Here is a 13528-nt window from a genome sequence, read left to right as displayed (position 1 = left end):
CAATAAACAAAAGTAAAAATTCAACTTGATGCTATTCTGCGGCAGTTAAGTGGCGTTAAAATGCGCAATGCTCACGCAATATAGTTAAGGGAGTTAAGTGAATGCAGCGTTCGGGGTTCAACAACGCCAGGGTTCGTCAGGCGAATAAGCAGATCTTTTTGTCGCACCTGTGGCGGGAAAAGCAGCTCAGCAAGTCACAGTTGGCGCAGCTCACCAGCCTGTCGATCCCGGCGGTCAGTAATATCCTCGAAGAGCTGATGGATGAAGGGAGAATCAGTCATTCGCGAGAAACCTTAAGCCAGCGCGGTTTGAGCAGCGGCAGCTATCATTTGCCAGAAAAAGGCGCATGGACGCTATGTATCAACGTCACCCCGACCAGTATCACCAGCCAACTGGCGGACGCGCGGCTGGTTGCCATCGGCGACTGGCGTCATGAGGTCATTAAACCGGAAACCCCCAAAGCGCTGCTGTCGGCCCTGGCTGCACACTGGCGGGAATACCGTCGACAATTTCCCGAGGTCACGATTAATCTGGCGCTCGGGGTTCACGGTCAGGTTGATCCGATCACCGGCGCATCAAAAACCATGCCCCAGGCTCCATGGAAAACACCGGTGGAGATAAAATATCTGCTGGAAGAGATGCTCGGCGTACAGGTCCGCCTGGACAATGACTGCGTAATGCTGGCGCTGGCCGAAAAATGGCAAAACCCAGCGGCTAACGGTGATTTTTGCGTGATTAACGTTGATTACGGCATTGGTTCATCGTTTGTGATTAACGACAATATCTGGCGCGGTAGTCTGTATGGCAGCGGTCAGATTGGACACACCATCATTCATCCCGATGGAATTGCCTGTGACTGCGGTCGCTATGGCTGTCTGGAAACGGTGGCGTCATTAAGCGCGTTGAAAAAGCAGGCCCGCGTGTGGATGAAATCGCAGCCGACGCCCCTTTACGATCCGGAAACGCTCACCACCGACCAGCTTATTGCAGCCTGGCAGAACGGTGATGTTCGTATTCAGGCCTGGGCCGAACATGCCGCCAGCGCCATCGGGTTAAGTTTATATAACTTTCTGAATATACTGAATATTAACCAGATATGGTTGTACGGTCGTAGCTGCGCTTTTGGCGATAGCTGGCTCAATACGCTGGTGCAGCAAACGGGGTTTAACCCGTTTGATCACGGTGATAACCCGCGCGCCAGAGCGACTCAGATAAGCTTCGGCCAGCTCAATCGTGCCCAGCAACTCATGGGAATTGGCTATCTGTATGTCGAGTCACAGCTCAGCGAGTTGTAACCATTACACTGTCAGACTCACGGCCAAACGTTCTTGTACCGTGACGATAAAATCGGTCAGTGCCGGTTTGAGCAACCCTTTTTTCCACGCCATCAGCAACGCGATGGTTGGGACATCACCAATAATTGGCCGAAAAACCACCTGTCCGGTATTAAAATTATTCATATAACCGGGTATCAAAGTCACCCCCAACCCCATGCCGACCAGGTTCATGGTCACCAGAATGTTGGTTGCCACTTGCACAATGTTAGGCTGGCTTTTTTGCTGCTTAAACCAGTTTTTGACAATCATCGCTAACGCGCCGGAATAGGCCGGATCGGTGCTGACAAAATTCACGCCGTGTAGTTGTTCTGCGGAGATTGCCTGCTCATTAGCTAACGGATGATTCACCGGTAACACCACTACCAACGGCTCATGAATCAGCTCCAGATAATCGAGATCCGGGCTGTACACCGGGTGGCGCATTAAGCCAACGTCCAGCTCACCGCGCAGGATCCTCTCCTCCTGCTCGGTGGTTATCAAACTCACCAGTTCAATGTGCGTATCCGGCTGCTTTAAACGAAACAAAGGCAGCACCTTCGGTAGCAAATTCACCTCTGCGGAAGGGACAAAACCAATCGCAAAATGGTTATCTTCCTGCACCGTTTTACGGGCGCGAACTTTGGCGTTTTCCGCCTGTTCGAGGATCGCCAGCGCATCCTGTAAAAAGCATTCTCCCGCCGCCGTCAGCGCAACTTTTCGCTTATCCCGCACCAGTAACGAAACGCCTACGCAGGTTTCCAGATCGCGGATCTGACTGCTTAACGACGGCTGGGAGGTATGCAATTTTTCTGCCGCTCGGGTGAAATTCAGCGCCTGCGCCACCGCCACAAAATAGCGTAAGTGCCTCAGTTCCATGCCCTGCTCCTTGTTATCGAAAAAATGTCTCAACTGGTAGAAATTTACTATTTCACAGATTGATAACTAACCAGCAACATCCTTATGGCACAAAAAATGAAGGTCAATACATCTTAGCTTTCAGGATTAAAAAATATGACCACACCCTCAAATTTAGACATCTACCAACTGATCGACACGCAAAACGGTCGCGTTACCCCACGAATTTATACCGACCCTGAAATTTACCAACTGGAGCTGGAACGCATCTTCGGGCGCTGCTGGCTGTTTCTCGCCCACGAAAGCCAAATCCCCAAACCCGGTGATTTTTTTAACACTTACATGGGCGAAGATGCCGTGGTAGTCGTCCGCCAGAAAGACGGCAGCATCAAAGCGTTTCTCAACCAGTGCCGCCACCGCGCGATGCGCGTCAGCTACGCCGACTGCGGCAATACCCGCGCCTTCACCTGCCCGTATCACGGCTGGTCTTACGGTATTAACGGCGAGCTGATCGACGTCCCGCTGGAGCCGCGCGCTTATCCGCAAGGTTTATGCAAATCCCACTGGGGGCTGAACGAAGTGCCTGGCGTAGAGAGCTACAAGGGACTGATTTTCGGTAACTGGGATACCTCCGCGCCAACGCTTCTCGATTATCTCGGCGACATCGCCTGGTATCTCGACGGCGTGCTCGACCGCCGTGAAGGCGGCACCGAAATCGTCGGCGGCGTCCAGAAATGGACCATCGACTGCAACTGGAAATTCCCCGCCGAACAGTTTGCCAGCGACCAGTATCACGCGCTGTTCAGCCATGCCTCCGCCGTGCAGGTGCTGGGGGCGAAAGACGACGGGAGCGATAAGCGCCTCGGCGACGGCCAGACCGCCCGCCCGGTGTGGGAAACCGCCAAAGACGCGCTACAGTTCGGCCAGGACGGCCACGGCAGCGGTTTCTTCTTTACTGAAAAACCAGATGCTAACGTCTGGGTCGACGGTGAAGTCTCCAGCTACTACCGCGACACCTATGCGGAAGCCGAACAACGTCTGGGCAAGGTTCGCGCCCTGCGACTAGCCGGGCACAACAACATTTTCCCCACGCTTTCCTGGCTGAACGGTACCGCGACGCTGCGCGTCTGGCATCCACGTGGACCCGACCAGGTAGAGGTGTGGGCGTTCTGTATTACCGATAAAGCCGCCTCTGATGAAGTGAAAGCCGCGTTTGAAAACAGCGCCACCCGCGCCTTCGGGCCAGCCGGATTCCTTGAGCAGGACGACTCGGAAAACTGGTGCGAGATTCAAAAACTGCTTAAGGGCCACCGGGCGCGCAATACCAGCCTGTGTCTCGAGATGGGCTTAGGTCAGGAAAAACGCCGTGAAGACGGTATTCCGGGGATCACCAACTACATCTTCTCGGAAACCGCCGCGCGTGGCATGTACCAACGCTGGGCCGATCTGCTCAGCAGCGAAAGCTGGCAGGACGTACACGAGAAAACCGCCGCTTACCAGCAGGAGGTGATGAAATGAGCACGTTAGTTTCTCTTGAGCTTCATCATCGCATCAGCCAGTTTCTGTATGAAGAAGCGCGTCTGCTCGACGACTGGCAGTTTCGCGACTGGCTGGCGCTGCTGGATGACGACATTCGCTACACCATGCGTACCACGGTCAATGCCCAGACGCGCGACCGTCGCAAAGGCGTGCAGCCACCGACCACCTGGATTTTCAACGACAACAAAGACCAGCTTGAGCGCCGCATCGCGCGGCTGGAAACCGGCATGGCCTGGGCGGAGGAGCCGCCTTCCCGCACCCGTCATCTGATTAGCAACTTACAAATCAGCGAAACCGACGTGCCCGACGTCTTCGCCGTGCGCCTCAACTATCTGCTGTATCGCGCGCAAAAAGAGCGGGACGAGACGTTTTACGTCGGCACGCGCGTGGACAAAGTCCGTCGTTTGCCCGGCGATGAGTGGCGCTTACTGGCGCGTGAGATCGTGCTGGATCAAGCGGTGATCACCTCCCATAACCTGAGTGTACTGTTCTGATGAGCCGTGTATTTGCCTGCCCTGTAGGGGATTTACCGGAGGGTGAAGCGCTCCGGCTTGATACCTCGCCCGTCATCGCGCTGTTCAACGTTGGCGGCGAGTTCTATGCCATTAACGATCGCTGTAGCCACGGTAACGCCTCGATGTCAGAAGGTTATCTGGAAGACGATGCCACGGTGGAATGCCCGCTGCATGCGGCCAGCTTCTGCCTGAAAACCGGTAAAGCGCTGTGCTTACCTGCCACCGATCCGCTGACCACCTACGCGGTTTACGTGGAAGGTAGCGATGTATTTGTTGATATTCCAGAGGACACCCGATGAGCGATTTACGCGATAACGTGGTTTTTATTACCGGCGGCGGCTCCGGCCTCGGCCTGGCGCTGGTCGAACGCTTTATTGAAGAAGGCGCGAAGGTCGCCACGCTCGAACTGTCGCCAGCCAAAGTCGCCAGCCTGCGCCAGCGTTTTGGCGAACACGTACTGGCGGTAGAGGGCAACGTCACCTGCTACGCCGACTATCAGCGTGCGGTCGATCAGATCCTCACCGCGTTTGGCAAGCTGGACTGTTTTATTGGCAATGCGGGCATCTGGGATCACAACGCAACGCTGGTGAACACCTCTGTTGAGGCGCTGGAGAGCGGCTTTCATGAGTTGTTCAACGTTAACGTGCTGGGCTATCTGCTGGGCGCGAAAGCCTGTGCCCCGGCACTGATCGCCAGCGAAGGCAGCATCATCTTTACCTTGTCCAATGCGTCATGGTATCCCGGCGGCGGCGGCCCTCTGTATACCGCCTCTAAACATGCGGCTACCGGGCTGATTCGCCAGTTGGCCTACGAGCTGGCGCCAAAGGTACGTGTTAACGGTGTCGGTCCGTGCGGTATGGCGACCGATCTGCGCGGCCCGCAAGCGTTGGGACAAAGCGATACCTCAATTATGCAGTCGCTGACGCCAGAAAAAATCGCCGCTATTTTGCCGCTACAGTTTTTCCCTGAGCCTGCGGATTTTACCGGCCCGTATGTGATGCTGGCGTCAAAACGCAACAACCGCACATTAAGTGGCGTGATGATCAATGCCGATGCCGGGCTGGGTATTCGCGGTATTCGCCACGTCGCCGCTGGTCTGGATCTCTGAGGAGGCGTTATGCACAAAAAAACTATCGCTATCGTCGGCGGCGGTCAGGCTGCTGCTATGGCTGCCGCCGCACTGCGCCAGCAGGGATTTGACGGCGAATTACACCTGTTTTCCGATGAGCCGCATCAGCCGTACGAACGCCCGCCATTGTCCAAAGCTATGCTGCTGGACGACGCCCCGCAGCTACAGCCGGTGCTAAACACGGCCTGGTGGCAGGAAAATAATGTTCATCTGCATCTGAACGTGACTATCCAGACGCTCGGTCGCCAGACACATCAGCTAGTGCTGGCTGACGGCCAGGTTTATCCGTGGGATCAGCTACTGATTGCCACGGGAGCGGCTGCTCGTCCTCTTCCACTGCTGGATAAACTGGGCGATCGCTGCTTTACTCTGCGCCATGCTGGAGACGCCGAACGCCTGCGCGATGTGCTACAGCCGGGTAAGGCTATCGTGATCGTCGGTGCGGGCACCATTGGCCTGGAACTGGCGGCCAGTGCGACCCAGCGCGCCTGCCGGGTAACCGTGGTCGAGATGGCGTCGTCGGTGATGGGCCGCAACGCCCCTGCTCCTGTGCGCGATTACCTGCTTGCCCGCCACCAGCAGGCGGGCGTGCGGGTGTTACTCAACAGCGCCATTGAACACGCCGAAGCGGGAGAGTTTCTCTCGCTGACGCTGCAAAACGGCGAGACGCTGCTGGCCGATGCCGTAGTTTACGGCATCGGTATCGTGGCGAATGATGTACTGGCTTGCGAAGCAGGGCTGGAGACGGCTAATGGCATTATCGTTGATACCGCCTGCACCACGACCGACCCGGACATTTTCGCCGCCGGTGACGTGGCGCTCACTCGCCAACCGGACGGTTCGTTAGTCCGTGTGGAAAGTTGGGAAAATGCTAACTTCCAGGCACAGGTTGCTGCCGCGGCGATGCTCGGCTTGCCGCTGCCCACTGCCACGCCAGGTTGGTTTTGGACCGATCAGTACAGCGATAACCTACAGTTTGTCGGTGAGATGCAGGGAGAACGCTGGCTCATACGCGGCAATTCAGATGCGCATAAAGCAATATGGTTTAACCTGCAGGATGGCGTGATTGTCGGCGCAGTAACGTTGAATCAGGGACGAGAAATACGTTTATTGAGAAAATGGATTCAGGCAAAGAAAAAGCCACCAATGGCGGCTTTAGTCGATGAAACAATCTTGCTTAAGTCAATATAACTGCCGGATGGCACTTCGTTTATCCGGCCTACATGTGAGTTACCTGTAGGCCGGATAAGGTGTTTGTATGGCTTACGCGTAAACCGGGAAGCGTGCGCAGATATCCAGAACTTTACCTTTGACGCGCTCGATTACGGCTTCGTCATTGATGTTGTCCAGCACGTCACACATCCAGCCAGCCAGCTCTTTCGCTTCCGCTTCTTTGAAGCCGCGGCGAGTGATTGCCGGAGAACCGATACGGATACCGGAAGTCACAAACGGGCTCTTCGGATCGTTCGGCACGCTGTTTTTGTTGACGGTGATGTTGGCACGGCCCAGCGCAGCGTCAGCTTCTTTACCGGTCAGGTTTTTATCAACCAGATCCAGCAGGAACAGGTGGTTTTCAGTACCGCCAGAAACCACTTTGTAACCACGGTTCAGGAACACTTCCACCATCGCTTTGGCGTTTTTAGCAACCTGCTGCTGGTAAACCTTGAACTCAGGCTCCATTGCTTCTTTCAGCGCCACGGCTTTCGCCGCGATCACGTGCATCAGCGGGCCGCCCTGCGCGCTTGGGAACACCGCAGAGTTCAGTTTTTTGTACAGCTCTTCGTCACCGCCTTTCGCCAGGATCAGGCCACCGCGTGGACCCGCCAGCGTTTTGTGGGTGGTGGTGGTGACAACGTGTGCGTGTGGAACCGGGTTCGGATAAACACCAGCGGCAATCAGACCCGCAACGTGCGCCATATCGACGAACAGGTATGCACCGATGCTGTCAGCGATTTCACGCATTTTTGCCCAGTCAACAACGCCGGAGTAAGCAGAGAAGCCACCGATGATCATCTTCGGTTTGTGCTCTTTGGCCTGCTTCGCCATGTCTTCGTAGTCAATTTTGCCGGACTCATCAATACCGTAAGGGATGATGTTGTACAGTTTGCCGGAGAAGTTAACCGGGGAGCCGTGAGTCAGGTGGCCGCCTTGTGCCAGGTTCATACCCAGAACGGTATCGCCCGGTTGCAGCAGAGCGGTGTAAACAGCGAAGTTAGCCTGAGAACCAGAGTGCGGCTGTACGTTAGCGTAGTCAGCGCCAAACAGCTCTTTTGCACGATCGATAGCCAGTTGTTCAACGATATCAACGTACTCGCAACCGCCGTAGTAGCGCTTGCCCGGATAACCTTCAGCATATTTGTTGGTCAGCTGAGAACCCTGCGCCTGCATAACACGCGGGCTGGTGTAGTTTTCGGAGGCGATCAGTTCGATGTGCTCTTCCTGACGTACTTTTTCCTGCTCCATAGCCTGCCACAGTTCGGCATCATAATCGGCAATGTTCATTTCACGCTTTAACATCCGCATCTCCTGACTCAGCTAACAATAGAATTTCGGCCTAAAAAGGCAGTCCCTAGGACTTCGGCCAACAGTATAACCGAATCATTCTTCGATAACAGGTCTTGACAAAGGATTTTACGCAAACGATTACCTTCACGGCACGCAAGGCTTTGGAGAACAAAGGTCTGCTGAATTTCAACGGATTTCTTTTCAGGTTTGTGATGCAGATTTTTCACGATGTAACCTTTACAACGCAAAGTTACAAAGAACCATTTACAATGCAGGGGTATTTTTTATAAGATGTATTTGACATACATCATTAAAGTCTCAGATAAAGGAAGACCGTATGCTTGACGCACAAACCATCGCTACAGTGAAAGCCACCATTCCCCTGCTGGTTGAAACAGGTCCGAAGCTGACCGCACATTTCTATGATCGCATGTTTACGCATAACCCAGAGCTGAAAGAAATTTTCAACATGAGTAACCAGCGTAATGGCGATCAGCGCGAGGCGCTGTTTAACGCGATTGCCGCGTATGCCAGCAATATCGAAAACCTGGCGGCGCTGTTGCCAGCGGTTGAGAAAATCGCGCAAAAGCATACCAGTTTCCAGATTAAACCAGAGCAGTACAACATCGTGGGTGGTCATTTGCTGGCAACGCTGGACGAAATGTTCAGCCCAGGCCAGGAAGTTCTGGATGCGTGGGGTAAAGCGTATGGCGTACTGGCGAACGTTTTCATCAACCGTGAAGCGCAAATCTATAGCGAAAATGCCAATAAAAATGGCGGCTGGGAAGGTACCCGTCCTTTCCGCATCGTGGCAAAAACCCCACGCAGTGCACTGATCACCAGCTTTGAGTTTGAACCTGTCGATGGTGGCGCAGTAGCTGAATATCATCCGGGACAATACCTGGGCGTCTGGTTAAAGCCGGAAGGTTTCCCGCATCAGGAAATTCGTCAGTACTCACTGACCCGTAAACCTGACGGCAAAGGCTATCGTATTGCCGTTAAGCGTGAAGACGGTGGTCAGGTTTCCACCTGGCTGCACAACCACGCGAATGTTGGCGACATTGTTCACCTGGCCGCACCTGCGGGCGATTTCTTTATGGACGTCGCGACCGACACCCCGGTATCTCTTATCTCCGCGGGCGTGGGACAAACCCCAATGCTGGCGATGCTGGACACGTTGGCAAAAGCGAAGCATACGGCGCAGGTTAACTGGTTCCACGCGGCAGAAAATGGCGATGTACATGCCTTCGCTGATGAAGTAAATGAACTCGGCAAAACGCTGCCGCGCTTTAGTGCGCACACCTGGTATCGTGAGCCAACCGAAGCCGATCGCGCGAAAGGTGCGTTTGATAGCGTAGGTCTGATGGATTTGAACAAGCTGGAAAGCGCAATCAGCGATCCGGCGATGCAGTTTTATCTGTGCGGTCCGGTTGGTTTCATGCAGTTCGCCGCGAAGCAGCTGGTCGGCCTGGGCGTGAAAAACGAGAACATTCATTACGAATGCTTCGGTCCGCATAAAGTCTTGTAATGTATTACGCGAGTAGGCCGGATAAGGCGTTTACGCCGCCATCCGGCAATCACTCGGCCTGATGCGCTACGCTTGTCAGGCCGACAAAATAACGGCGCGGCTTAGATTGCCGCGTCGTCTTCTTCACCGGTACGAATACGAATAACGCGAGCCACGTCGAAAACAAAAATCTTACCGTCGCCGATCTTGCCGGTCTGGGCAGTACGGATAATGGTGTCGACGCAGGTATCGACGATGTCGTCGGTAACCACAATTTCAATTTTTACCTTCGGCAGAAAATCCACCATATATTCCGCGCCACGGTACAGCTCGGTATGGCCTTTCTGACGGCCAAAGCCTTTCACTTCCGTTACCGTCATCCCGGTGATACCGACTTCTGCCAGCGCTTCGCGGACGTCGTCCAGCTTGAAGGGTTTAATAATCGCATCAATCTTTTTCATGCTATTCCTTGAAAAGGTCGCCTGTCTTTTGATCGAATAAAGCTAACATAATCCGCAGATTTATTCTTTGAAATCGTTTGCATCCAGCTCGTGTCGAGAAAGCAACTTATAGAATTCGGTGCGGTTGCGCCCCGCCATTCTTGCCGCGTGAGTCACATTGCCCTTGGTGATTTGCAGCAGCTTACGCAGATAGTTAAGCTCAAACTGGTTACGCGCCTCAACAAAGGTCGGCAGCGCGGTGTTTTCCCCTTCCAGCGCCTGCTCCACCAGCGCGTCGCTGATCACTGGCGAAGAGGTCAACGCCACGCACTGCTCAATTACGTTGACCAGTTGACGCACGTTGCCCGGCCAGCTGGCGGTCATTAACCGCTTCATGGCATCGGTTGAAAAGGCGCGTACGAACGGTTTGTGCCGTTCAGCAGACTGGCGCAGCAGATGGTTCGCCAGCAGCGGAATATCTTCCGTACGCTCGGCCAGCGCAGGGATCTTCAGGCTCACCACGTTGAGGCGATAGTACAAATCCTCGCGAAATTCGCCCCGAGCCATCGCTTTGGGTAAATCGCGGTGGGTCGCAGAAACGATCCGCACATCAATGTCGATATCGCGGTTACTGCCCAACGGTCTGACTTTTCGTTCCTGCAATACGCGCAGCAGTTTCACCTGTAACGGTGCAGGCATATCGCCAATCTCATCGAGAAAAAGCGTGCCGCCTTCTGCGGCCTGAAACAACCCTTCACGATTACTCACCGCGCCGGTAAAAGCGCCGCGCGCATGACCAAACAGTTCAGACTCCAGCAGTTGTTCCGGCAACGCGCCACAGTTAATGGCAATAAAGGGCTTGTGGCTGCGCGGGCTGGCGTTGTGAATAGCCTGGGCGAAAACTTCTTTCCCGGTTCCGCTTTGGCCGTTGATCAAGACACTAACATCCGATTGCGCCACCATTCGCGCCTGTTCCAGTAGACGTAGCATCAGCGGGCTGCGGGTGACAATAGACTCACGCCAACTGTCATCAGTAGCAGGCGCAGACTGTTCCAGCGCCCCGTCAATCGCGTGATATAACGCGTCCTTGTCGACTGGCTTAGTGAGAAAACTGAACACCCCTTGCTGGGTCGCCGCAACGGCGTCCGGGATGGAGCCGTGAGCGGTCAGGATAATCACCGGCATGCCCGGCTGCACTTTCTGGATTTCAGTAAACAGCTGCATGCCGTCCATTTCATCCATGCGCAGATCGCTAATAACCAGATCCACTTTTTCGCGATTCAGCACCCGTAGCCCTTCCTGCCCGCTTTCCGCGGTCACGACGCTGTAGCCTTCACTGGTCAGTCGCATTCCAAGTAATTTCAACAGACCCGGGTCATCATCCACCAGCAGCAGATGCGCAGGCTTACGGCTTATCATGGCGTTACCTCATCGGCTGGCGGCGTGGCGCCATTCTCGTCATCGGGCGTGGTGAGTTTATCGTTCCCGTGCGGCGCATCAGGATTGTAGCTCCCGGCGGGTTTGCGCGTGGAAAGCTGGCGCTCAATATCGGTCAGATTCTCCAGCTTGCGGGTCGTGAGATCGAGCTGGGACTGCAAATGCTGTTGCTGTTGACGCAGCGTATCGAGATCGCTGTCTGACGACTGCTGGAGCTTACTGTAGCGCAGGCGCTCTTCGGCAAGCTGTAACTGCAACATTTGATTACGGAACCAGGCCTGATAAAGCGGTCGAACCTGAGTCGGAATTTGTGGGTTTAACGCGTCGAGACGCGTAACTACCTCCCGCCGTTCAGGCGGGGTAATACGGGCGTTATCAAGCAGGATCCCGCGTTTGAAAGCGCCCTGCCAGGAATCCGTGAGTTGAGCACTGGCTTCACTGCGCGCCTGCACCGGCATCATGCGATCGGCACAGTCCATCGCCCGCAGCCAGTACAGCGGGTTGGTTTCTGTGGACTGGCCAGACAGCGACCAGATATCCGTACAGTCGGTTGCAAGGTAGTCCGCCAGTTGATGCGGCGGAATTTTCTCCTGAGAAGGATCGCCGATGATATGATTCACCGCGTTCGGAACGCAGCCAACCAGCGCCAGACACGGCAGGCTTGCGAGGATAACGCGACGGAAAAAATGTCGTTTAAGCATTCGAACAACAACGTAAGGCATACTCACCAGACTTAGGTTTATTTTAGTGATTTTTCGCAGCAGCTAGCGGCAGCTCTATGCGAAAACAAACGTTTTGCGCATGGTCATCAACCAGATACAGTTTGCCCCGCATACGGCGGATGCAATCTCTGGCAATGCTCAGCCCCAATCCGCTTCCTTTTACCGCCCCTTTTCGCTGATGGCTTCCCTGGAAAAAAGGCTCGAAGATCATGGTCTGTTCCGCTTCTGGAATCGGTGTGCCGGTATTCATTACATCAATATATACCGTTGAGCCATGCAAACTGCTGCGGATCCAAATGTTACCGGATTCAGCGCCGTAGTGCACCGCATTGGAATAAAGATTGTCCAGCACGCTCATTAATAGCATCGGCTCAGCCAGGCAGGCGTTCACCGCAAGCGCAACATCAGTATGGATCATTTTGGCGCGGGCGGGCAGGCTATGCGCAGAAACCACGCTTTCCACCAGCGGCGCGATTTCTACACTTTCAAGCTCAACCTCATCATCCGCCAGCTTGCGGTTGTAATCGAGAAGCTGCTCAATCAGTTTTTGCAAGTTGCGGCTGCTGTCATCGAGGATGCCGACCACCTCTTTTTGCTCCGGTGTTAACGGGCCCACTACCTGATCGGCCAGCAATTCGGTACCTTCGCGCATACTCGCCAGCGGTGTTTTCAGCTCATGAGAAAGATGGCGTAAAAACTGATGCCGCTGCGACTCAAGCCAGGAAAGACGTTCGCTCAGCCAGATAATGCGCTGCCCCACGGATCGCAGCTCACGGGGCCCGGTAAATAATACGCTATCGCCCAGTGAGCGCCCTTCTCCCAGACGGTTGATCATCCGCTCGATGCCCTTCACCGGGCCGATAATCATGCGGGTAAACAGCAGCACCATCGCCAGGCTAACGAGAAACAGCAGCAGCGCCTGCCAGCCAAAGAACTGACCACGTTCGGCAATTTCTTGTTGTAACTGCTGACCACGCGAGAAAACCACGGTACGTGTGGCCTGCACCATGTCGGTATTCGCATTAGCGAAGGCTTCCAGGCGGGCTGCCGCCACGCTGTCAGGGCCGCTGTTACGACACTGCAATTGAGCGAGATCGTTGAGATCCTGCCGCAACGCCTGGTAGAGCTTGTTGTCCGGCAACACGCCCGCATGTGCATCCAGCATGTCGCTATAACGTTTACGCTGGCTCTGGTAAACCTTTGCCAGCGTCGGATCATCCAGCACACAATACTGTCGGTAGCTACGCTCCATCTCGAGGGCAGCATTGGTCATCGCTTCACTGCGTCGGGCGTCAATCAACGTAGTTCGGTTAGTCAGCGCTGCCTGCGCGCTCAGGGCATTCAGACTTTGCCACGCCTGCCAGGCCAAAACTAACAACGGCAGCAGGATCAGCAAAAATGCCAGCGTCACCAATTGACGTAAAGATCGGGGGAAAACAGACCAGCGCTTCAAGGCGTTACTCTCAATGGACGGAAATAGATTGATGCTAACTGAGGGGAACGTCAGATACAACAAAGCCGGGATTAACCCGGCTTTGTTATGGAATAAGGCGGTGCCTAACT

At 54.7% G+C, this 13528-nt stretch carries 13 protein-coding genes; 7 read left to right on the top strand and 6 right to left on the bottom strand.

Annotated features, from left to right (window positions below; translation table 11 throughout):
• Positions 1–101: 101 nt before the first annotated feature.
• Positions 102–1295, top strand: a complete 1194-nt coding sequence (locus OGX91_RS18815; RefSeq protein ID WP_199946809.1) for an ROK family transcriptional regulator — start codon at positions 102–104, stop codon at positions 1293–1295.
• A 3-nt stretch (positions 1296–1298) separates the two neighbouring features.
• Here OGX91_RS18815 and hcaR read toward each other — a convergent pair whose 3' ends face one another.
• Entirely contained in the window at positions 1299–2192 is an 894-nt protein-coding gene (gene hcaR / locus OGX91_RS18810) for a DNA-binding transcriptional regulator HcaR (protein ID WP_005130297.1), read from the bottom strand.
• Positions 2193–2327: 135 nt separating this feature from the next.
• Between hcaR and hcaE the strand changes: the two genes are divergently transcribed.
• Genes hcaE through hcaD form a run of 5 tightly spaced genes read left to right on the top strand, consistent with a single transcriptional unit; the run spans position 2328 to position 6545 of the window.
• Positions 2328–3689 carry a 3-phenylpropionate/cinnamic acid dioxygenase subunit alpha gene (gene hcaE, locus OGX91_RS18805; protein WP_286627168.1) on the top strand — a complete coding sequence of 454 codons (1362 nt, stop codon included), beginning with the start codon at positions 2328–2330 and terminating at the stop codon, positions 3687–3689.
• A complete protein-coding gene (gene hcaF / locus OGX91_RS18800; protein ID WP_286627166.1) occupies positions 3686–4204 on the top strand; it encodes a 3-phenylpropionate/cinnamic acid dioxygenase subunit beta in 519 nt (172 codons plus the stop codon). Before hcaE ends, hcaF begins: the two co-directional genes overlap by 4 nt.
• Positions 4204–4524 (top strand): 3-phenylpropionate/cinnamic acid dioxygenase ferredoxin subunit, encoded by a 321-nt coding sequence (hcaC, locus tag OGX91_RS18795; RefSeq protein WP_199946807.1) that lies wholly within the window; start codon positions 4204–4206, stop codon positions 4522–4524. Before hcaF ends, hcaC begins: the two co-directional genes overlap by 1 nt.
• Positions 4521–5333, top strand: a complete 813-nt coding sequence (gene hcaB / locus OGX91_RS18790; RefSeq protein ID WP_149692222.1) for a 3-phenylpropionate-dihydrodiol/cinnamic acid-dihydrodiol dehydrogenase — start codon at positions 4521–4523, stop codon at positions 5331–5333. Before hcaC ends, hcaB begins: the two co-directional genes overlap by 4 nt.
• A 9-nt stretch (positions 5334–5342) precedes the next feature.
• Entirely contained in the window at positions 5343–6545 is a 1203-nt protein-coding gene (hcaD, locus tag OGX91_RS18785; protein ID WP_149692221.1) for a phenylpropionate dioxygenase ferredoxin reductase subunit, read from the top strand.
• A gap of 72 nt (positions 6546–6617) precedes the next feature.
• Here hcaD and glyA read toward each other — a convergent pair whose 3' ends face one another.
• On the bottom strand, positions 6618–7871 hold the full coding sequence (gene glyA / locus OGX91_RS18780) for a serine hydroxymethyltransferase (RefSeq protein WP_003037627.1): 1254 nt from the start codon (positions 7869–7871) through the stop codon (positions 6618–6620).
• A gap of 325 nt (positions 7872–8196) precedes the next feature.
• On the opposite strand from glyA, the gene hmpA reads away from it, so the two are divergent.
• Positions 8197–9387 carry an NO-inducible flavohemoprotein gene (gene hmpA, locus OGX91_RS18775; RefSeq protein ID WP_016150774.1) on the top strand — a complete coding sequence of 397 codons (1191 nt, stop codon included), beginning with the start codon at positions 8197–8199 and terminating at the stop codon, positions 9385–9387.
• A gap of 101 nt (positions 9388–9488) precedes the next feature.
• On the opposite strand, the gene glnB is transcribed toward hmpA, so the two are convergent.
• From glnB to qseE, 4 genes are read right to left on the bottom strand one after another with little or no spacing between them, the layout of a single operon-like run.
• Positions 9489–9827 carry a nitrogen regulatory protein P-II gene (gene glnB / locus OGX91_RS18770; protein ID WP_002914032.1) on the bottom strand — a complete coding sequence of 113 codons (339 nt, stop codon included), beginning with the start codon at positions 9825–9827 and terminating at the stop codon, positions 9489–9491.
• Positions 9828–9887: 60 nt separating this feature from the next.
• The gene (gene glrR, locus OGX91_RS18765; protein ID WP_304502307.1) at positions 9888–11222 is read right to left on the bottom strand and encodes a two-component system response regulator GlrR; all 1335 of its coding nucleotides are present in this window, start codon (positions 11220–11222) and stop codon (positions 9888–9890) included.
• Positions 11222–11965 carry a two-component system QseEF-associated lipoprotein QseG gene (gene qseG / locus OGX91_RS18760; RefSeq protein WP_040233432.1) on the bottom strand — a complete coding sequence of 248 codons (744 nt, stop codon included), beginning with the start codon at positions 11963–11965 and terminating at the stop codon, positions 11222–11224. The genes glrR and qseG overlap by 1 nt, the downstream gene beginning before the upstream one ends.
• Positions 11966–11987: 22 nt before the next feature.
• Positions 11988–13418, bottom strand: a complete 1431-nt coding sequence (gene qseE, locus OGX91_RS18755; RefSeq protein WP_149692258.1) for a two component system sensor histidine kinase QseE/GlrK — start codon at positions 13416–13418, stop codon at positions 11988–11990.
• Between the last annotated feature and the right edge of the window lie 110 nt (positions 13419–13528).

This window comes from Citrobacter sp. Cpa228, assembly GCF_030333085.1.
GTDB classification, from domain to species: Bacteria; Pseudomonadota; Gammaproteobacteria; order Enterobacterales; family Enterobacteriaceae; genus Citrobacter; species Citrobacter pasteurii.
Note: the sequence above shows the minus strand (reverse complement) of the source record. Positions and strands in the feature narration are given on the sequence as shown.